Origin of the sequence: Streptomyces tremellae, assembly GCF_039540215.1 — a bacterium.
Classification (GTDB): domain Bacteria; phylum Actinomycetota; class Actinomycetes; order Streptomycetales; family Streptomycetaceae; genus Streptomyces; species Streptomyces tremellae.
In genome coordinates this window covers 14,767-33,752 of the sequence record NZ_BAABEP010000009.1, presented here as the reverse complement: position 1 = coordinate 33,752, position 18,986 = coordinate 14,767, and the positions used below count along the sequence as shown (strand labels likewise).

The 18,986-nt window shown below is 75.5% G+C and carries 19 protein-coding genes and 1 pseudogene; 6 read left to right on the top strand and 14 right to left on the bottom strand.

Features of this window, described 5'->3' with window-relative positions; genetic code table 11:
• Positions 1–63: 63 nt before the first annotated feature.
• Positions 64–1,083: an SMP-30/gluconolactonase/LRE family protein gene (locus tag ABEA77_RS09585; RefSeq protein ID WP_345643951.1), complete on the top strand. Its 1,020-nt coding sequence runs from the start codon at positions 64–66 to the stop codon at positions 1,081–1,083.
• Positions 1,084–1,097: 14 nt separating this feature from the next.
• On the opposite strand, the gene ABEA77_RS09580 is transcribed toward ABEA77_RS09585, so the two are convergent.
• Positions 1,098–1,685, bottom strand: a complete 588-nt coding sequence (locus tag ABEA77_RS09580) for a TetR/AcrR family transcriptional regulator (protein WP_345643949.1) — start codon at positions 1,683–1,685, stop codon at positions 1,098–1,100.
• Between the two features lie 221 nt (positions 1,686–1,906).
• On the opposite strand from ABEA77_RS09580, the gene ABEA77_RS09575 reads away from it, so the two are divergent.
• Both ABEA77_RS09575 and ABEA77_RS09570 read left to right on the top strand, forming a co-directional pair.
• A complete protein-coding gene (locus ABEA77_RS09575; protein ID WP_345643947.1) occupies positions 1,907–2,374 on the top strand; it encodes a hypothetical protein in 468 nt (155 codons plus the stop codon).
• A 71-nt stretch (positions 2,375–2,445) separates the two neighbouring features.
• On the top strand, positions 2,446–2,805 hold the full coding sequence (locus ABEA77_RS09570) for an ANTAR domain-containing protein (RefSeq protein ID WP_425588246.1): 360 nt from the start codon (positions 2,446–2,448) through the stop codon (positions 2,803–2,805).
• Positions 2,806–2,875: 70 nt separating this feature from the next.
• On the opposite strand, the gene ABEA77_RS09565 is transcribed toward ABEA77_RS09570, so the two are convergent.
• The gene (locus ABEA77_RS09565) at positions 2,876–4,027 is read right to left on the bottom strand and encodes an FUSC family protein (RefSeq protein ID WP_345643945.1); all 1,152 of its coding nucleotides are present in this window, start codon (positions 4,025–4,027) and stop codon (positions 2,876–2,878) included.
• A 535-nt stretch (positions 4,028–4,562) separates the two neighbouring features.
• On the opposite strand from ABEA77_RS09565, the gene ABEA77_RS09560 reads away from it, so the two are divergent.
• Both ABEA77_RS09560 and ABEA77_RS09555 read left to right on the top strand, forming a co-directional pair.
• Positions 4,563–4,817 (top strand): CDGSH iron-sulfur domain-containing protein, encoded by a 255-nt coding sequence (locus ABEA77_RS09560; RefSeq protein WP_345643943.1) that lies wholly within the window; start codon positions 4,563–4,565, stop codon positions 4,815–4,817.
• Complete coding sequence (locus tag ABEA77_RS09555; RefSeq protein WP_425588245.1) at positions 4,814–5,830, top strand: iron-containing redox enzyme family protein; 1,017 nt, start codon at positions 4,814–4,816, stop codon at positions 5,828–5,830. Before ABEA77_RS09560 ends, ABEA77_RS09555 begins: the two co-directional genes overlap by 4 nt.
• Before the next feature lie 115 nt (positions 5,831–5,945).
• Here the strand turns inward: ABEA77_RS09555 and ABEA77_RS09550 are convergent.
• A pseudogene (locus ABEA77_RS09550) lies at positions 5,946–7,566 on the bottom strand (phytoene desaturase family protein).
• A gap of 673 nt (positions 7,567–8,239) precedes the next feature.
• Positions 8,240–8,611, bottom strand: a complete 372-nt coding sequence (locus ABEA77_RS09545) for a VOC family protein (protein ID WP_345643941.1) — start codon at positions 8,609–8,611, stop codon at positions 8,240–8,242.
• A 78-nt stretch (positions 8,612–8,689) separates the two neighbouring features.
• Between ABEA77_RS09545 and ABEA77_RS09540 the strand changes: the two genes are divergently transcribed.
• The gene (locus ABEA77_RS09540; protein WP_425588244.1) at positions 8,690–9,151 is read left to right on the top strand and encodes a MarR family winged helix-turn-helix transcriptional regulator; all 462 of its coding nucleotides are present in this window, start codon (positions 8,690–8,692) and stop codon (positions 9,149–9,151) included.
• A 283-nt stretch (positions 9,152–9,434) separates the two neighbouring features.
• Here ABEA77_RS09540 and ABEA77_RS09535 read toward each other — a convergent pair whose 3' ends face one another.
• The 10 genes from ABEA77_RS09535 to ABEA77_RS09490 all read right to left on the bottom strand — a co-directional run bounded on the left by ABEA77_RS09535 (position 9,435) and on the right by ABEA77_RS09490 (position 18,677).
• A complete protein-coding gene (locus ABEA77_RS09535) occupies positions 9,435–9,608 on the bottom strand; it encodes a DUF6126 family protein (RefSeq protein WP_425588243.1) in 174 nt (57 codons plus the stop codon).
• A gap of 59 nt (positions 9,609–9,667) precedes the next feature.
• Positions 9,668–11,170, bottom strand: coding sequence for a hydrogenase large subunit (locus tag ABEA77_RS09530; protein WP_345643935.1), 1,503 nt, complete (start codon positions 11,168–11,170; stop codon positions 9,668–9,670).
• A gap of 2 nt (positions 11,171–11,172) precedes the next feature.
• Positions 11,173–12,666: a proton-conducting transporter transmembrane domain-containing protein gene (locus ABEA77_RS09525; RefSeq protein ID WP_345643932.1), complete on the bottom strand. Its 1,494-nt coding sequence runs from the start codon at positions 12,664–12,666 to the stop codon at positions 11,173–11,175.
• Positions 12,666–13,325, bottom strand: a complete 660-nt coding sequence (locus ABEA77_RS09520; protein ID WP_345643929.1) for a hypothetical protein — start codon at positions 13,323–13,325, stop codon at positions 12,666–12,668. Before ABEA77_RS09520 ends, ABEA77_RS09525 begins: the two co-directional genes overlap by 1 nt.
• 2 nt (positions 13,326–13,327) lie before the next feature.
• Positions 13,328–14,281 carry a respiratory chain complex I subunit 1 family protein gene (locus ABEA77_RS09515; protein WP_345643926.1) on the bottom strand — a complete coding sequence of 318 codons (954 nt, stop codon included), beginning with the start codon at positions 14,279–14,281 and terminating at the stop codon, positions 13,328–13,330.
• Positions 14,278–16,296 carry a proton-conducting transporter transmembrane domain-containing protein gene (locus ABEA77_RS09510; protein WP_345643923.1) on the bottom strand — a complete coding sequence of 673 codons (2,019 nt, stop codon included), beginning with the start codon at positions 16,294–16,296 and terminating at the stop codon, positions 14,278–14,280. The genes ABEA77_RS09515 and ABEA77_RS09510 overlap by 4 nt, the downstream gene beginning before the upstream one ends.
• The gene (locus ABEA77_RS09505; RefSeq protein ID WP_345643921.1) at positions 16,293–16,790 is read right to left on the bottom strand and encodes an NADH-quinone oxidoreductase subunit B family protein; all 498 of its coding nucleotides are present in this window, start codon (positions 16,788–16,790) and stop codon (positions 16,293–16,295) included. The genes ABEA77_RS09510 and ABEA77_RS09505 overlap by 4 nt, the downstream gene beginning before the upstream one ends.
• A 57-nt stretch (positions 16,791–16,847) precedes the next feature.
• Positions 16,848–17,198, bottom strand: coding sequence for an ArsR/SmtB family transcription factor (locus ABEA77_RS09500; RefSeq protein WP_345643918.1), 351 nt, complete (start codon positions 17,196–17,198; stop codon positions 16,848–16,850).
• Positions 17,199–17,212: 14 nt separating this feature from the next.
• Positions 17,213–17,410 carry a hypothetical protein gene (locus ABEA77_RS09495; RefSeq protein WP_345643915.1) on the bottom strand — a complete coding sequence of 66 codons (198 nt, stop codon included), beginning with the start codon at positions 17,408–17,410 and terminating at the stop codon, positions 17,213–17,215.
• 229 nt (positions 17,411–17,639) lie between these two features.
• Positions 17,640–18,677 (bottom strand): LacI family DNA-binding transcriptional regulator, encoded by a 1,038-nt coding sequence (locus ABEA77_RS09490; protein WP_345643912.1) that lies wholly within the window; start codon positions 18,675–18,677, stop codon positions 17,640–17,642.
• Positions 18,678–18,986 lie beyond the last annotated feature (309 nt).

The following is an 18,986-nucleotide window of genomic DNA, read 5'->3' as shown; positions in this document are numbered from 1 at the left end:
TCCGCCGGTGCGCCGCGTACCCGGCCGGCGGAACCCGCACGGCCGACAGGAAGAGTGATCCCCATGCAGCGACTCCCGGCACGGGCCTTTGCCGTGCTCGCCACGATCGGCACGCTGGCGCTCGCCGGATGCGGCGCGGAGAGTGGCGGCACCGGGGAAGAAGCGGCGTCCGCCCCGGCGGTCAGGACCGTGCGAGCGCAGGAGGTCATGCAAGTGACCCGGGCACACGGCGAGTCCGGGACGACGTTGCTGGAGGGGCCCGCCTTCGGCCGGGACGGGGGCCTGTTCGTCGTCGATGTCACCGCGCCCGGGGGCGAACCGAAAGTCATACGCGTGAACGTCAGGGAGAAGACCTCCCGGGCGGTGTACACCGACGACCGGGGGGCCTACACCTCGGCGCAGTTCAGCCCGTACGACGGCCGGCTCTACCTCAGCGACTTCGCGCACGGCGAGGTCGTGAGCCTGGCACCTGACGGCGGCGACAGGCGGACCTTCTTCTCGGGCGACGTCGACGGAGCGCGGATGAACCCCGACGACATCGCCTTCGACCGCAAGGGCAATCTGTACGTCAGCGACTCACGCGGGCTGTCGGAGGGCGAGGCGCGGGGCCGTGTGGTGCGGATCGACCGCGAGGGCACGGAGGCCGGCGTTCTGGCCAAGGGCCTCGCCTCGCCGAACGGGATCGCGTTCGACGCGCACGACCGAGGGCTGTGGTTCAGCGAACTCACCGAGAACCGGATCTCCTACCTGCGCCTCGACAGCGAGGGCGGGGCGGCCTCCCGGCACACCGCGATCCGCGTGGACGGAGGGATCGCGCAGACCGACTCGATCGCCGTGGACGCCGACGGCAACCTCTACCAGGGGCTGTACGGCCGGGCGGCCATGGCCGTGTACGACCGGCACGGTGAGCGTCTGGCCACGGTCGAACTCCCCCCACAGGCCAAGGGCCTTGATTCGGCGACGAATGTGGCCATCACGCCCGGCGGGACCAGGGCGTACATGACCGTCAGCGGCCCCGCCGGGGGGTACCTCTACGCTTTCGACGCCCTCGCGGAAGGCACCCGGCAGTCGAACGGAGGCTGACCGCGCGCCTCGGCTCAACCGTCGAAGGGCCGGACGGGCCCCACCTCGACGCCGAGCAGCCGCCAGGCGGCCAGCGCCCGGCGTTCCCGCTCCTGATGAGTGGGCCCTGTGGCAGTCGCGGAGACCATGGCGACCGCCAGCTCCAGGTCCCCGGCGCTCAGCCGGTGGTCCCGCGTGAGGTGCGCCCGAAGACTGCGCTGGACCCGCTCGGACAGGGCCAGGGCATGGGCGCGGACATCGGAACGACTGCCCGCCTGGTCCGTGTGCAGAAGGCCGATGAAGGCGGCCGACTCCGCAAGGTGCCACGTCAGCACACCGAGGACGCCGGCGAGGGTCGCGCCCTCGGCCTCGGCCGCCTGCTCGATCTGCCGGACGTTCTCCTCAAGGACCGCGGCCACCGCGGCGGTCCTGTCGGGGAAGTGCCGATAGAGGACGCCCTGCCCGACCCCGGCCCGACGCGCTATCGCGGACAGCGGGGCCTCCAGCCCCTGCGCCGCGAAGATCTCCCGGGCGGCGGCGACCACAGCGGCTCGGTTGCGGGCGGCGGCCTTCGGCCCGCCGTTCGCGGCCCGTCGCCCGCCCTGCTCGGTACGCTCCGTCACCCCGGAAGCGTACCGGCCGGGCACATGTGGGCTCCCCCCGTGCGCGTCCGGCGCGGGGCGCGCGGTGTCCGGGGCCGTGCGGCCCGGCACCGCGCTCGACCGACGCCGTCGCCTCGGGACGGTGCTGCCGGGCCGGAGGGTCTCCTCTCCGGGTGGACCGACCGGGTCGTCGTCCGGGCGGGGCTGCATGGACATCGGGAGCCGGGGGGAGCTGAGGGGGCATGGGAGACGTGGGAGAAGGCGGAGACGGGCCGGACCTGGCGCACCGGCGGCCCGGACAGGTGGGGGACGGGACCGTGCGGGCGCTCGGCGCGCTCTCGCGGGCGCTGGAGACGGCGGAGCGGGCACGGGGGCACCTGTACGCGTTCCACCAGCTGACGGGCGGCGCGGACCTCGCGCTCGACGAGGCGGTGGAGCTGCTGCGCGAGGCGGGGCACGCGGAGTGGGCGGAGCGCGTGCAGCGGGAGATCGTGGGGCGCAACGTCATCCCGGGGCACTGGACGTTCCAGATCGTGGAGGCGTACAACCGCACGTACTACGAGCCGTTCAGGGACCTCGAACGCGAGGCCGTCGCCGATCTCGCCGAGGGGCGGGACCACCTGTACGAGGCCGAGATGAAGGAGGCCCGGCGTACCCGGGGCCATCCGCAGCACACCGCGCGGCCGGACAGCGGTACGGGGCAGGGCTGAGCGGGTCCGGGCCGGCGGGGCGGCCGTGGTTCGAGTTGGCACTCGGCGCCGGGGCGTGGAGGGTGGAGGACGTGGACACGCACTCCCTTCGGCGGATGCCGCCGCCGGCCGACGCGCCGGCCGAGCCGTGTGCCGCCACCGTCCGGGCGCTGGAGGAAGAGGTCGCGCAGCTCCAGCAGGCCGTGCGCTCGCACGCCCGGGTGGACCAGGCCATCGGCGTCCTCGTCGCAGCGGGCCGGATCAGCCCCGAGGAGGGCTGGGACGTGCTGCGCGAGGTCTCGATGCACACCAACATCAAGCTCCGGGTCCTCGCTGACCTGGTGGTCGAGGGCGCGCGTACGGGGCGCTGCGACGAGCGGGTCGCGGGAGCGCTCCGTGCGAGGCTGCGCGGACGCGCCGCGCCCCGGACCGGGAACTCGGGCCGGCCCTGAGGCGCCGGCCGGCCCTGAGGCGCGGGGCCGGCGCGAGGCGCGGGCCCTGACCCGGCCGGAGCCACGGGCCTCAGCCGCCCCCGGCGCCCGGGTCCTCCTCGCCGCTGCCCGCGGCCACCAGGGACAGCAGCAGCCGGGTCTCGGTCAGCAGGCCGCCGCAGACCGCGGCGGCCTGTCCGGTCCTGCGCGGCAGGTCCTCCGCGAGCGAGTCGAGTACGGACCAGGCCTCGCGCGCCGTCTCGTCGCCGGGGGCCGCCTCCCCGGGTTCCCGTAGGGCGTCTGCCCTGGCCGCGCACAGGGTGGAGACGTGCCCGGCGAGGACCGCGTACCGCTCCAGGAAGTCGGGGGGCAGCCCGGCGAGGCCGCGCGGCTCGCCCGTCGCGTTGGCCAGGATGCGTACGGCGGCGGCGAGGTGGCCCACCGCCGCCCGCCAGCGCGTGTCCTCCTCCACGGGCGGCGGCGGGGGTCCGGGCCTGCGGCGCAACCGCCTCCCCGGATTGGCGCGGAGGCTCTCCGTGGTCCACTGCCGGGCCTCGTTCACCGCGCCGAGCAGCGCTTCGAGGCGCCGCACGCGGTCCCTCGCCTGGTCCACGTCGTAGTCGGACCCGTTCTCCGCGATGTCGTCGGCGATGAGGCTGAGCAGGTCGGCGCACTCGCGGGCGAGGCGCTCCATCCGGTCGCGCACGTTGCGCAGGTGGACCGGGGGCAGGACGAAGGCGTTGACGCCGATGCCGATCACCGCGCCGATCGCCGTCTCCGCGAGGCGGTAGCCGAGCGCGGGCAGCGAGTACGCGCCGTAGGTGATGACGAAGAGGGCCGTCGTCGCCCCGTAGATGCCCTGCCGTCCCAGGCGGCGGTAGGTGCCGGCGAGGACGAGGAAGGGGAGCGCGAGCGCCATCGCGCCCAGCGTGTTGCCGTCGGTGAGGGCCATGGCGGCGGAGGCGGCGACCGCGCCCACCGCGATGACGGCGAACTGCTGGAGCCCGGACCGTACGGAGCGGTACACCGTCGCGTCGACCAGCGCGATCGCCGTCCAGGGGGCCATCAGGGCGAGCGGCGCCCTGAAGGTCCAGCCGACCAGCGCCCAGGCGAGCACGGCGGCCCCCGCCGCCTTGAGCGACTGCACCGCGGAGTCCCGTTCCGGCCCGGGGTGCGCCACGGCGTAGCGGGCGGTCCTGCCGACCGCGGCCGCCTCCCACTTGATCCACTGACCGACCGCCACCGTTCCTCCGTTCCTCCGTTCCCCGTGGCACGCCCTTGCTCGCGGTGCCCCGCCGCTTCCCGCGGTGCCCCCGCCGTTTGCCACGGTGCCGCGGCGTCTGCCGCCGCTTCCAGTGGCGGCAGACGCGCGGGGCACGATCCGGGTGGCCGCGCTGCCGGGCGCGTAACGCACCGGGCCGCGTGGTGTACGTCACCGGTACGGGCGAGGCCGTGCACGGCACCGACCACCAAGATCCCGACGCGACGCCGAGGCGGTGGCGTCGACGACCTCCGCGCCGGCCGCGCCCGCCTGCTGCGGGCGCGCCGTACCCGCAGGGCCGAGGCGGGCACGGCACCCGCAGGGCCGAGGCCCGCACGCGGCGGTCACGGCGCCGCCCACACCGCGCGCCGGGACGGCCGCCCCGCGCGCGGCGAGGTGTGCGGCACCCGGCAGTGGGCACTCGGAGCACACTGATCACCCAGGGTCGAAGAAGCGCCACGGTCAGCGGCGTGCGGCCACTGGCCGAGGGTCGAAGATCCCTTCCGGAGGTACTTCCATGAACGCGTCTCCCGATCCCGCGCGCCGGGTCACGCTCGACCCGGGCGGTCCGCTGCTCCTGGAGGGACCGGTCGACGTCGCCGTCGGCGACGACACCGTCGCGCACTCCGACCGCCCGGTCGTCGCGGTGTGCACCTGCCGGCGCAGCCGCCGCTACCCGTGGTGCGACACCAGCCACCGCCACCGCTCCCGGCGGCAGGGCGGCGGGCAGCGGGAGGGCGGCGAGCGGGCCGCGGACGGGGGCGCGGCGTGACGGCCCCGTACGCGGCGGGAGCGTCGCGGCTGCCCGAGCCGAGAGGGCCGCTGTCGGCCGCGGTGGCCGGGCTGCTGGCGCAGGGCCGCGAGCTGCCGCGGGACAGCTGCGAGGAGGCCGCCGCCGCGGACCCGTACGGCGAGGACCTCCAGCTCGCCCTGTATGTGCTCTACGAGCTGCACTACCGGGGCTTCGAGGGCGTCGGCGACGAGTACGAGTGGGCGCCCGAGCCACTGCGGCTGAGGGCCGCCCTGGAGCGGGTGTTCCTCGACGCGCTGCGGGACGACGCGGCACAGCGGCTGCCTGCCTCGTCGGTGGACGAGGCGATGGCGGAGCTGCTGGTGGAGCCGGTCGGGGACGACGGCACCAGCGTCAGCCACCACTTGGCCCGCGAGGGCACACTCGGACAGCTGCGCGAGCACGCGGCGCTGCGGTCCGTCTACCACCTCAAGGAGGCCGATCCGCACCTGTGGGTGATCCCCCGCCTGCGGGGCCGGGCCAAGGCCGGGATGGTGGCGGTCGAGTACGACGAGTACGGCGCGGGGCACGCGGACGAGATGCACCAGTGCCTGTTCGCCGGCCTGATGGCCGATCTGGGGCTCGACACCGCGTACGGGCGCTACCTGGAGGCGTGCCCCGCCGAGATGCTCGCCGTGGCCAACCTGATGTCCCTGCTGGGACTGCACAGGTCGCTGCGGGGCGCACTGGTGGGCCACTACGCGACCATCGAGGTCACCTCCTCCCCCGGTTCGCGCCGCCTCGCGGAGGCGATGCGGCGGGCGGGCGCGGGCCCGGCGGCGGTGCGCTTCCACGACGAGCACGTGGAGGCCGACGCCGTGCACGAGCAGCTGATGCGGCACGAGGTGGTCGGCGGCCTGCTCGCCGAGGAACCCGACCTGGAGAAGGACGTGCTTTTCGGCATCGGCGCCACGCTGCTGCTTGAGGACCGCTTCTGCGCCCTGCTCCTCGGCGCGTGGCGCGCGGACCGGAGCGCGCTGCGGGTGCCGCTGTAGGAACAGGTCCCGTCGCGCTGTGGCCGTACGGCCGTGCGGTGTGCGGCGTACCGGTACGCGTCGTAAGTACGACGTCGCGCGGTGTGCGTCGTACCGGTACGGCCGTACGGTCCGCTCAGTGCGGTCCGCGGCTCCTGCCGGACAGGCCGCGCTGCGCGCCCGACAGTACGCGGCGGCCCAGCGACCGTGCGCGCAGGGCGGCCTGGGCCGCGTTGGCGCCCGGCGCGCCGTGCACGCCGCCGCCCGGGTGGGCCGGGGCCGAGGGGAGGTAGAGGCCGGGCACCGGGTCTCGGGGCGGCCCGTGCCCGGCACAGGCCGGAAGATCAGCTGCTGGTGGAGGTTGGTGGTGCCGCCGTTGAGGGCGCCGCCGTGCAGGTTCGGGTCCAGCTCCTGGAGCGTGCGCGGGGTGAGGACGCGGCGCGCCCCCGATGCGGCGGCGGAAGCCGGGCGCGTACCGCTCGGCCTGCTCCTCCACCCGGTCGGCCGTGGCCTCCGCCTCCCGCTCGTCCCAGGCGCCGGTCAGGCCCGCGCCCCCGGCGTCGCCGGTGACGCGGTGGGGGACGTGGGTGGACGCCCAGGCGGACTCCGTGCCGCGCGGGGAGCGCGCCGGGCCGGCCGTGGTCATCTGCCCCATGACGGCGAAGGGGCGGTCGGGGACCTGCTTCATCGCGATCCGGGCGGCGAAGCGGGTGAGTTCGTCCACGCCCTCGGCCAGGTGCACGGTGCCCGCGCCCGCCGCAGGGGGCGCGCTCCACGGCACCGGCGCGTGGAGCGCCCAGTCGACCGTGAAGGTCGCGAAGTCCCACTGGAAGCGCCGCAGGTCGGCGAGGATGCCAGGCGGCACATGGGCCCGGCCGGGCAGCCGGGTGTACGGGTCGGGCGCGCTGACGTCCGCGAGCACGGCCCTGCGGGCGGGCACGGCGTCGCCGTCCGCGGTGCGCACGCCCACCGCGCGGCCCCCGCGCACCACCACCTCCGCGACGGGCGCCGCGCGGTGCAGCACGCCGCCGCGCCGTACGAACCTGCGGACCGGCGCGTCGATCAGCGCGCTCGACCCGCCGGCGGGCACGGGGAAGCCGTGGGTCTGGCCCAGCATGGCCATGAGCCGGCCGAAACCGCCGCTGCCCGCGGCCTCAGGGGAGAGGTCGGCGTGCAGGGCGTTGCCCGCGAGCAGCAGCCGCCCGCCCTCCCCTTCGAACTCCTCCTCGCCGAAGCGGCGGGCGGGCAGCAGCATCCGCCGGGCGAAGCGCAGGCCGCCCGCGGCACGCAGCCGCGCGGCCGGCCGGCCCCCGGCCCGTACCGGCGGGAAGGGGGTGAAGAGGATGGCCGTGAGGTCGTGTTCGAGGCCGTCCCACAGGTCGCACAGCGCGAGCCACGCGTCGCCGTCGCCCGGCGCGAACGAGGCGAGCGCCTCGGCGGTGACGCGGCGGTCCCGGTCGAGCACGGCGCACCGGCCGTCGAGGAGCGGGTGCGCGAGTACGTGCGGGGCGTGGCGCCGGCCGAGCCCCTCGCGTTCGAGGCCGAGCGCGGCGATCAACGGCGAGGCGGGGGCCAGCGGGCAGAAGGCGCTGAAGACGTCGCTGACACCGTCGGGGTGGACGCCGCGGTCGCTGCGCACGGCGCCGCCCGGCTGGTCGCGGGCCTCGAAGATCTCCACGCTCCATCCGGCGTCCACCAGTAGGTTTCCCGCTGCGAGGCCGTTGGGGGCCCGCGCCGACGACAACGGCGTCCGTCATGTCAGCCTCCTTGCGCTCCGCGCTCTGCGCTGTACACCGCGCGCTGCGCGCCGTGCCCTGCGGTCGGGGTGTTTGCGCGGAGGGGTCAGACGACCGCCCGTGGCGTGCCGGCTCCGCCTCCGCGGCGCGGCCGAGCCTTTGCAGCATGTGGCGGTGCCTGAGCTGGAGGAACCGGTCCAACAGGCCGTTGTGGGCGCGTCCGCCGAGGCCGCGCAGCGGGTGCTCGTCGAGGATCACCAGGGTCCCAGCGCCCCACGGGCGGATGTCGAAGGCGATGCGCGCGGTGCCGAGCGGACCCGCGTGCGCTCCGAGTTCGAGGATGCCGGGCGGTTCGTGGCGGCGTACGACGGTGGTGCCCTGGAACTCCCTGGCGCCCAGTCGGACGCCGTAGTGGAGGGACGACCCGGCCTCCGGCCACTCCCCGTCCGCCGGGCTGGCCGACGAGGTGCCGACGACCCACTCGCCGAAGCGGTACGGGTCGCGCAGGACGACCCACAGCGCCTCGGGCCCGCGGTCGATGTAGTGGTGGCGCAGTGCCATGACGGCTCCCGGAATCGCGAGACTGGAGCGCCGGGTGCCCGTCCCGCCGTAGAGCACACCCGGTGCGCGGCGGAGCCGGGCCCGGGGCGGCAGCACGGGGTCCCGGGAGCGGAAGGAGGGGCGGCGGGCCCGCTCAGCCCGCCTGGTGCGCGGTGAGCACGTACCCCTCGGGCCCCCGGAAGGAGAACATCGCGCCGAAGGGGCTCTGTGCGACCGGGGTGAGGATCTCCACGCCGTTGGCGCTGAGCTGCTCGTGGAGGGCGCGCGCGTCGGGGGTGGAGAACCAGAGGGCGACGCCGAGCCCGGGGCGCCCCGCGTCCAGGTCGGTGCCGGGCAGCGGCTCGCGCACGGCCATCGGGCAGGGCTTGGTGTCGAAGACGACCGCGCCGGGCGGGGCGGCGGGGGCGCGGCGCAGGCCGAGGTTCCTCTCGCAGAACTCGGCGGCGGCCGCCACGTCGCGGACCTGGAGTGCGATGAAGTCGGGGCCGTCGACGGCGATGGGCATGGGATCCTCCGCGATTAGATGTCAGGACTTTGACATACCCACCGTAGGTCCGCCGCCGAAGGATGTCAAAATATGGACATGCGAGAGACCCCGGGAGTCACGCCGCCCCACCCCGCACCGGACGTGTTCGGTCACGTCGGGTACCAGCTCAAGCGCGCGCACGCCGCCCTCCGCGCGGCCATGGACCAGGCGCTGCGCGCCCACGGCCTGACCGTGCCGCAGTACTCCTGCCTCGAAGTGCTCGCCGCCCGCCCCGGAATGTCCAACGCCGACCTCGCGCGCGCCACCTTCGTCAGCCGCCAGTCCATGAACGTCGTGCTGCGCGGCCTCCAGGACGCGGGGCTGCTCACGCGCCCCGCCACCGTGGAGACGGGCCGCGCCCGCCCGGCCACCCTCACCGGAGAGGGGCGCCGCCGCCTGCGCGCCGCCCAGGAGGCCGTCTACGCGATCGAGGCGCGCCTCGTCCGCGCGGTCCACGAGGACCGCCTCCCCGCCCTGCTCGCGGATCTCGACCGGATGGCGCGGGCGCTCTCGGACTGAGCGGCCGAGCCCCGGGGCGCGCCGGCAAGCTGGCCCGGCAGACCCGCGCGCTGCCGGGGGCCGGGCACTGGTGGCAGGCGGACACCACGGACGACGCGGCGATGCGGCGGGCCGCGGCTGAGCGGGTGCGGGGGCGCTCCGACGGGCCCGCGACGGGAGGGCGAAGGCGCGCAGTACCCGGTGCGCAGCGAGAAGTCGGGGTGCTCCTCGGTGCACAACACAACACAACACATCGGACGCGCCGCGCAGGCGGAGGGGCCGGTGGGCGGCCCGCCCGCAGCCGCTACTTGTGGGCGTGGCCGCCGACGTAGAACAGCAGCCAGATGAATCCGGCGAAGAGGTGGGTCACGCCGATGTAGAGGAACAGGCGCAGCAGGACGCCGCGTTCCTTCCACCGCTCCAGGTCGAACTCCTGGCGGCGCTTCTCCTTGCGGGCCGTGCGGCCGGCTCTGGACATGGGGCTCCTCGCTGTCTGGTCGCGCTCCGACGCCGGTCCGCCGCACGGGGATTGGCCGGTCACAGGTCGTTGCCCGCGTAGGAGAGGTTGAAGCTCTTGTTGGTGAGGGGGAAGTCGGGGACGATCGTGTCGGCCAGCGCGACGGGCAGCGCGGGCCAGTTGAAGAAGGACGGGTCGACAGGCTTGACGCGCGTCAGCAGCCCGTCCGCGCCGAGTTCGACCCGGGTGGCGATCGTGCCGCGCCAGCCCTCCACCAGGCCGGCGCCCGAGGCCCCAGGCCCCGCGGGCGCCCCGAGCGGCACGGTCGCGTCGCCGGGCCGCAGCCCCGCAGCCAGGTCACGGGCGAGCACGACGGAGGCCGCCGCCTCCTCCGCGCGCACCCGGAAGCGCGCGAGTACGTCGCCGGTGAGGTGGACGGGGACGGACAGGGCGTCGCCCAGGTCGTGGAAGGGGTGCGAGATGCGGGCGTCCGTGTCGAGGCCGCTCGCGCGGGCCACGTAGCCGAGGCAGCCGAGGTCGCGCGCCGCGGTGGGGGTGAGGCGCGCGGTGCCGGTGAAGCGGTCGCGGACCGTGGTGTGGCGCAGGGCGAGCTCGACGACCTCGGCGATGTCCGCGCCGATGGCCTCCAGGTCGGCGCCCTCCGGCAGGCGCCCCAGCCGGGCGCCGCCGGGCACGACACCGCCGCGCAGCAGCCGGTGCCCCGTCACGGAGTCGTTCAGGCGCAGGAGTTGCTCGCGGATGCGCAGGGCGTGCGCGTTGAGCACGCCGTGGCCGACGTCGTTGCAGAGGGCGCCGATGTCGGTGACGTGGTTGTACAGGCGTTCGAGTTCGAGGAGGAACGCCCGTGCGCGCTGGGCGGGCTCGGGTACGGCGGTGGCGGTGGCCTCTTCCACGGCGAGGCAGTAGGCGAGGGCGTGCCCGACGGCCGTGTCCCCGCTGATCCGCTCGGCGAGGGGCAGGCCGCGCTCCGGTGTGCGGCCCTGGAAGAGGCGCTCGATGCCCTTGTGCACGTACCAGAGGCGGGCCTTGAGCTTGACGATGGTCTCGCCGACGACGGAGAAGCGGAAGTGTCCGGGCTCGATGAGCCCGGCGTGCACGGGGCCCACGGGGATCTCGTACACACCGTCGCCCTCCACTTCGAGGAAGGGGAAGGGGCCCTCCGGTTCGGCGAAGGCGGGCGGGGGCGGCGCGTCGGGCCGCATCGGGTACCAGCCACGCGGCCAGTGGTCGTGGCGGACCAGGCGGCGGGGCAGCGGATGGCCGACCGGTGTCACACCGTGCAGGTCGTGCATCTCCCGCTCGAACCGGCCCGCGGGGAACGAGATCCCGGCCAGCGTGGGCAGTTCCGGCGTCTCGGGGTCGAGCCTGACATGGAGTTCCGTGCGGCCGGCGGAGGCGTCGTCGGCGAACAGGTGGACGACGCGCAGCGCATCGGCGTCGTGGTGGGCGGCGACGAGGGCCAACCGGTGGCCCTGGCCGAGCAGTTCACCCGCCCTGAAGACCAGCTTGTCGGCGCCGACGTCCTCGGCGGTCCTGATGCCCTGAAGGGGTGCGGGACACATGCTCAGTGGCCTCCGATGAGTGCAGCGGCGCGGTGGAGCAGGCCCGTCAGCGGCCCGGTGGTGACGCCGAGCGCCGCGGCGGCGACCAGCCCGAGCACCAGGGGCGCCGCGGCGGCCGCCCCGATGCGGGCGGGGATCGCGGGCGTGCCGGGGCCCTGCGGCAGGGCGCCGAGCACCATCCGGCCGGTGCGCAGCGCCAGCGCGGCGAAGGCGACCAGGACGAGGAGCAGCGCGAGCGCGGTCGCCCAGGCCATGCCGTCGGCGAACCCGGCCCTGACGATGCCGAGTTCGGAGGCGAACAGGCTGAACGGCGGCATGCCGAGCAGCGCGAGCACGGCCACGCCGAGCGCGGCCCCCACCACAGGGGCGCGGGCCAGCAGCGCGCGCACCCGGCCGATGCGGGTGGTCCCGCGGAGCTGGAGCACATGGCCCGCCGAGCAGAACGCCACAGACTTGGCGAGGCCGTGGCCCGCGATGTGCAGCAGCACCGCGGTGATCGCGAGCGGGCTGCCCACCGCGGTCCCGAGGGCGATCAGGCCCATGTGCTCCATGCTGGAGTAGGCGAGCATCCGCTTGTAGTCGCGCTGGGCCTGGAGGAGGCCCGCGGCGAGCGCGAGGGTGAGCAGGGCGGTGCCGCCGAGCACGAACCGCACGAAGCCGGTGCCGAGCGCCGCGTCCGCGATCACCTTGTAGCGCAGGACTGCGGAGAAGGCGACGGACAGCAGGACCCCGGACATCAGCGCGGAGACGGGCGCGGGCGCCTGGCTGTGCGCGTCGGGCAGCCACGCGTGCAGCGGCACGAGGCCCGCCTTGGTGCCGAAGCCCAGCAGGACGAGGCCGATGCCGAGGCGGGTGACTCCGGGGTCGAGCTGGTCCGCGTGGGCCGCGAGCGCCGGCCAGTCGAGCGCCGCGGACTCGGAGAGGCCCGCCTGCCGGGCCGCGTAGAAGATCAGGACCGTGCCGAGCAGCGCGAGGGCGATCCCGGCCGAGCAGATCACCGTGTACTTCCAGGCCGCCTCGACGGACGCGCGGGTGCGGCGGTGGCCGACGAGGAACGCGGTGACGACGGTGGTGGCCTCGACCGCCACCCACAGGACGCCCAGGTTCTCCGCGAGGACGGCGGCGCTCATCGCGGCGAGGAAGAGGTGGACGAGCTGCCAGTAGCGGCGCACGTCGCGCTCCTCCGCCCGGCCGGCGGCGCGCTCGACCGCGAGGTGGGGCGGGCCCGCGGCGCAGGCCAGGGTGGCGACGGCGCCCACCACGAGCAGCAGCCACACGCTGAGCGCGTCGGCGCGCAGCAGGTGTCCGTACGCGGTGGGCGCGGCGCCCCCGGTCCGCGCGGCGAGCAGCACGCCGCAGGCCAGGACGGCGAGCGGCGAGACGAGCCCGAGCCGGCCGGTGGCCGGGCGCCGTATGGGCAGCAGGTAGGCGCCCGCGGTGAGCAGCGGCACCGCGACGGGCAGGGTGAGCAGCAGGTCCTCGGTGATGCGTGTCATCAGTCCCGCAGCTCCCGCAGGTCGTCGATGTCGGTGCCGCCGAACGCGAGGCGCATCCGTCCCGTGAGCAGGTGCAGGACCAGCACGGCGAGCAACAGGTCGAAGGAGACGCCGAGTTCGACGATGAGCGGCACCCCGGAGGTCGCAAGGAACGCGGTCATGGTGATGCCGTTGTCGAGGCTGAGGAACCCGACGGTCTGGGCCGCCGCGCGCCTGCGGGTGACCAGGGTGAAGAAGCCGATGAGGACGACGGCGAGGCCCACGGGCAGGGCCCTGGTCGCCGGGGTCGGGTCGAGCGCCACGAGCGGCCGGGCCGCGGCGTAGGCGAGCAGGGTGAGCACGGCGGCGGCCAGCAGGGACGCGGCCACGTTCACCAGCGGCCTGCCCTCCCTGCGCTGCCCGCCCGCGGCGAGCGCACGCCACAGCAGCCTGGGCAGCACGACGGCGCGCAGCACACCGACGCCGAGGGCGACCACGACCAGGTCGGTGCGGTGGGCATGCACGCCGAGCACCGCGCCGACCGCGGCGAGCGCCGCGCCCTGGAGGGCGAACACCTTGACGATGGCACCCAGTTGGCGGAACCACAGCACAAGGACCGCGGCCAGTAGGAAGCATCCGCAGGCCAGGTCGAGCAATTGGGTGTACAGGGCGGTGGGCACGGTCACTCTCCGCTCAGGAAGTAGGAGGCGGCGACCGCGAGGAGCGCGAGGAGGAAGGATCCGGCGAGGAGTTCGGGCACCCTGAACAGGCGCACCTTCGCCCAGAACACCTCGGCCGCCGCGAGCGCGCCGCCGAGCACGGCCACCTTGACGGCGAACAGCACGAGGCCGAGCCCCACGGCGAGCAGCCCCGTGCCCGTCGCGGTCCCCCAGGGCGCGGCGAGCGAGGCGACGATGCCGAGCAGGACGGTCAGCCGCATCTGGGCGCCGAGTTCGACGAGCGCCAGGTCGGGGCCCGCGTACTCCAGCACCATCGCCTCGTGCACCATGGTCAGTTCGAGGTGGGTGGCCGGGTTGTCCACGGGGAGCCTGCCGGCCTCCGCGAGCACCACCACCGCGAGGGCGACCACGGCGAGCAGGCTGGAGGGCGAGGCGACGCCCGCCGGGTCGTGGATGCGGCCGGCCACGATGCGGGCGAGGTTGGTGGAGCCGGTGCTGACGGACAGGGCCAGCACGGAGAGCAGGATCGTCGGCTCGACCAGCGCCGCCACGGTCATCTCCCGCGATGCCCCCATGCCGCCGAATGCGGTACCGGTGTCGAGGCCCGCGAGGGCGAGCGAGACCGTGCCGAGTGCCAGCAGTCCGACCACGACGAGCAGGTCGGCGCTGCCGCTGAGCGGGGTGGCCGTGGAGGCGAGCGGCACCAGCGCCGCGATGACCACCGCGGTGGTGACGAGCAGCAGCGGCGCCACCCGGAAGGCGGGCCCGGAGCCCTCCGCGGTGATGGGCTCCTTGCGCAGCAGCTTGCGTGCGTCGCGCCAGGGTTGGGTGATGCCCGCGCCGGCCCGCCCTTCGAGGACGGCGCGCACCTGGCGCATCAGGCCGGTCAGCAGCGGGGTGCCGCCGACGACCAGCACGACCTGCGCGGCCACGGCGGCCCAGCCCGCGGCGCTCACCGGGACACCGCCAGCGCGGCGAGCAGCACCACGAGGCCGAGGAAGCCGTAGCCGAGGTAGACGTGGGCGCTGCCGGGCGCCAGTTTCCTCGCCCGCTGCCCGGTGCGTTCGAGCGCCGTGAACACCGGTGTGTACAGGCGGTGTTCGACGCGGTCGGGGACCCGGGTCGCATAGCGGGCGCGCGCCACCAGGTAGCGCGACTCCTCGGTGTGGGTGATGTCGAGGTCGTGCTCGGGCGCGAGCACGTCGTCGAACACCCGCTGGAGGGGCTCGGCGAACGAGGTCGCCGTGTACGCCATGCGGGGCGTGGGCGCGCCGCCGCCGCAGTCCCACACCGCGGCGGCCCTGCGGCGGCGCCGCCCCGCGAGCCGGGCCAGCGCCGACACCGCGAGGACGCCCACGGCCAGCGCGAGGGCCACCCACAGCGGCGAGAAGAGTGCCGGGAAGTGGGCGAGGCGCAGCCGCAGCGCGTCCGGCGCGAACGCCCGGCCGCCGTCGAGCCCCGCCGCCGACGCGGCCCGCGCCAGCGGCTCCGCCAGCAACTGCGGTACGAGCGCGAGCGCCACGCACCACACGCCGAGCAGCGCCATGCCCGCGAGCATCGCGGGCGGCGCCTCCGCCGCGCGCCGCGCCCCGTCGCTGCGCGCCCTGGCGAAGAAACCGACGCCGAGCGCCTTGACGAAGACCGCGGCGGCGAGCCCCGCCGACAGGGCGACGGCCGCCACCGCGACGGGCAGCAGGACCGCCGTGGACACACCGGGCACGGAGAGCCCGTGGATCAGCGACTGGAACAGCAGCCACTCGCTGACGAAGCCGCCGCCCGGCGGCAGCGCCACCGCGCCGAGCGCGCCGAGCGCGAACAGCGCGGCCGTCACCGGCATCCGGGCGCGCAGTCCGCCCAGCAGGTCGAGGTCGCGCAGGCCTGTCGCCTTCAGCACACTGCCCGCCGCGCAGAACAACAGGGCCTTGAAAGCGGAGTGGTTGACCACGTGCAGCAGGGCGGCGGCCAGCGCGAGGGAGGCGAGCGCCGGCCTGCCGCTCGCCGCGAAGAGGCCGGCGGCGCCGGTGCCGACCAGGACGAGCCCCATGTTCTCCGCGGTCGAGTACGCGAGCAGCCGCTTCAGGTCGTGCGACACCGCGGCCTGGAGGATGCCGTACACCGCGGACAGCGCGCCCACCGCGAGGGTGAGCAGCCACCACCAGCGGGGGCCGCCGCCCAGCAGGTCGAAGCCGACGCGCACCAGGCCGTAGACACCGAGGTTGACCATGGCCGCGCTCATCAGCGCGGAGACGTTGCTCGGCGCCTCCGGGTGGGCGCGGGGCAGCCAGGCGTGCAGCGGCGCCATGCCCGCCTTGGAGCCGAACGCGGCGAGCGCGAGCAGGAAGACCGTGTCGCGGACGGCCGGCGGCAGGGTCCCGGCGGCCACGCGCAGGTCCGTGAAGCTCTCGCCGCCCGCGTGCGCGGCGAACAGCGAGAGCGCCACGAGCAGCGCCACCAGGCCGAGATGGGTCATCACCGCGTACCACTGCCCGGCGACGGCGACCTCGGGGCGCCGCCGGTGCTCGGCGAGCACCAGCAGCAGCGAGGTGAGCGCCATCAGCTCCCACAGCGCGAGGAACGTCGACACGCTCGCCGCGGCGGGCACCAGGACGAGGGTGGCGGCGAAGACCGGAAGCGCGGCCTGCGCGCCGCGGGCCTCGCCGCCGTGTCCCGCGTACCCGATCCCGTACAGCGAGACCGCGCACACCACCACGCCCGCGACCGCCATGAAAAGACCGGACAGTGCGTCCACGCCGAGGCGCACGCCGACCGGCGGCAGCACGTCCGGCAGGAAGACCGACCACCCGGCGCCGCCGAGCGCGGCGACCCCCGCGACGGTGCCGGCGGCGCCGACGAGCACACCGCACCAGCCGGCCGCCGCCACGCGGGCCCGCTCCGGCAGGAAGGCGCCCGCCGCCGCGTCGGCCGCGGGGAGCCCCCCGCCCGCGCCGAGCGCGGAACCGATCACACTCACCGGCCCGTCACCGACCGCAGGGCCGCGACGATGTCCTCGGGGCGCGGCGGGCAGCCGGGCACCCGCACGTCCACGGGCACGATGTCGCCGACCGCGCCCTCGACCCCGTAGGCGCCCGCGAACTCGCCCTGGTCCAGGGCGCAGTCGCCGAGCGCGACCACCAGGCGCGGCTCGGGCATCGCGGCGACCGTGGTGCGCAGCGCGGCGGCCATGTTGCGGGTGACGGGCCCGGTGACCAGGGCCACGTCGGCGTGGCGCGGCGAGGCGACGAGCCGCGCCCCGTACCGCTCGGCGTCGTGGACGGGCCCGAAGGCGTTGCCGATCTCGATCTCGCAGCCGTTGCAGGACCCGGCGTCCACGCACCGCACCTGGGCCGAGCCGCCGAGCTCCGCCGCCCGCTCGCGCACCTCGGGGGGCAGCGCGTCGGCAGGGGGCGGGGGCGGCGCGGGCTCCGCCGTCCTCCCGGTGGCACGGATCTTCCGCAGCAGCGACATCGGTCGTCCTCAGGGCTCGTGTGGTTCGTGCCGGGCCCGCGCGCCCCCGGCACCGCGTCAGCGTTCGGGGACCGTCGCGCGGTCGGCGTCCCGCAGTTCCGCGAGCAGGTCCTGCTGCCCGGCCAGCATCTCGGTGAGTATCCGGCGGGCGGCCTTGAGCAGGTCGGCCACGTCGGGCCCGGCCAGCGCGTACACCACGGTGTCGCCCTCGCGCGCCGACGTCACGATGCCCGACCTGCGCAGGACGGCGAGCTGCTGCGACAGGTTCGAGCGCTCCACCTCGATCTCCGCGAGCAGTTCGCGCACGGGCCGCGGCCCGTCCTGCAGCAGTTCGAGCACCCGGATGCGGACCGGATGCCCCAGCATCCGGAAGAACTCCGCCTTGGCCTGGTACAGCGGAACCGGCACCGCGCTCAACCCCTTCACTCGTCCACCTCGGACACGTCCCGCTCATCATCCCGGGGGACGTCGATCCCGCGCTTCCAGGCGGCGCGCACGGCATCCTCCAGCTCGTCCATCGCGGGCCCCACCGTGGCCGCGCCCCCGGCGGCGAGCGCGTCGCGCACCGAACGCCGCGCCGCGCGTACCCGCGCCACCACGCTGCGTGTGTCCTCGTCCACGCGCCCGACCTCCCTGTCGGCGGGCCCTGCCCGCGGCCGCCGGGACGCCGGTGCCCCGGTGCGGCCGGAAGCATCATGTCGTTGATTGAAGAATTTTTCAATTCGTCGACGCGCGAGGCCACGGGCCGGGGCCGCGGGGATACGCGAGCCCATGGGGGCGGGGGCTCCGCCCAAGCAGGGCGCGCCGCTCCGGAACGCCCGGGGCGGCGCCCGGCCCGCCGCGGTCGCCTCACGACGACTCGCGCACCACCAGTTCGGTGGCGAGGGCGACATGGCGGTGCGGCAGGCCGGGGTGGGCGATCTCGTCCAGCAGCATGTGCGCCATCGTGCGGCCCATCTCCTCGATCGGCTGGCGCACGCTGGTCATCGGCGGGTCCGTGTGCCGGGCCACGATCGAGTCGTCGAAGCCGACCACGGCCACGTCCCGCGGCACCCGCAGCCCCGCCTCGCGCAGCACCTGCATCGCGCCCGCCGCCATCACGTCGGACGCGGCGAAGACCGCGTCGAGCCCCGGCCTGCGTTCAAGGAGTTCACGCATGGCCCGCGCCCCGCCCTCCTCGGTGAAGTCGGCGTGCGCGACCAGCGCCTCGTCGGGCCGCGCGGCGCCGTGCGCGGCCCGGTAGCCGTCGAGGCGGGCGCGCGCGACCTCCATGTCGAGCGGCCCGGTGATCGTCGCGACGGCGCGGCGCCCGCGGCCGAGCAGGTGCTCGACGGCGGCGCGCGCGCCGGAGGCGTTGTCCGCGTGCACATAGCTGAGCGGCTCGCGGTCGGAGCGCCGGCCGCCGAGCACGGCGGGCAGGTCGAGGGTCTCCAGCAGGGTGGGCAGCGGGTCGTCCTCGTGCACGGACACCAGCAGCACCCCGTCCACCCGCTGCGCGGAGAGGTACGCCGCGAGCCGCTCCCGCTCCTTCGCGGTCCGCACGAGGATCAGCAGCAACTGCATGTCCGTGTCGGCGAGGCCCGCCGTGACACCCCTGATGGTGTCCGAGAAGTAGGGTTCGGCGACCAGCCGGGTCTCGGCCTCGGGTATGACGAGGGCCACCGCGTCCGTTCGACTTGTGACGAGGGTGCGCGCCGCCCTGTTCGGTACGTACCCCAGCTCGGCGATGGCCTTCTCCACCGCGGCCCGCGCCCTGGCGCTGACCCCGGCGGAGCCGTTCACGACCCGGGACACGGTGCCCCTGCCGACCCCCGCGCGCGCCGCCACGGCCTCAAGGGTGGGGCGGGCCGAACCCCTGACCTCGGGGTCCTTCTCGGCTCGGCTCATCGTTCACCTTCCAGCTCTTGGCGCGCCCCGTGCGGGCGGGACGGCCTCATTGTGACCACCGCCCGACGGCCATGGTCCACCACGTGCGTCCGGCCCGCCCGGCGGCACCGGGCGGCCGGCAGGACACACTCCCGCAACGGAACCGACTTCACGTATTGACAGGTCGCCCCTCGGGGCGTGAGTCTTCGAGCAGCATCGGATTGGGAGCGCTCCCAATCCGGCTCAGGACACCACCGTACGCCGGTCACGGCACGCGCCGACCCGCACCGGCCCCGCCGCCGGCCGCGCGCCGGTCACCGCACCGGCCCC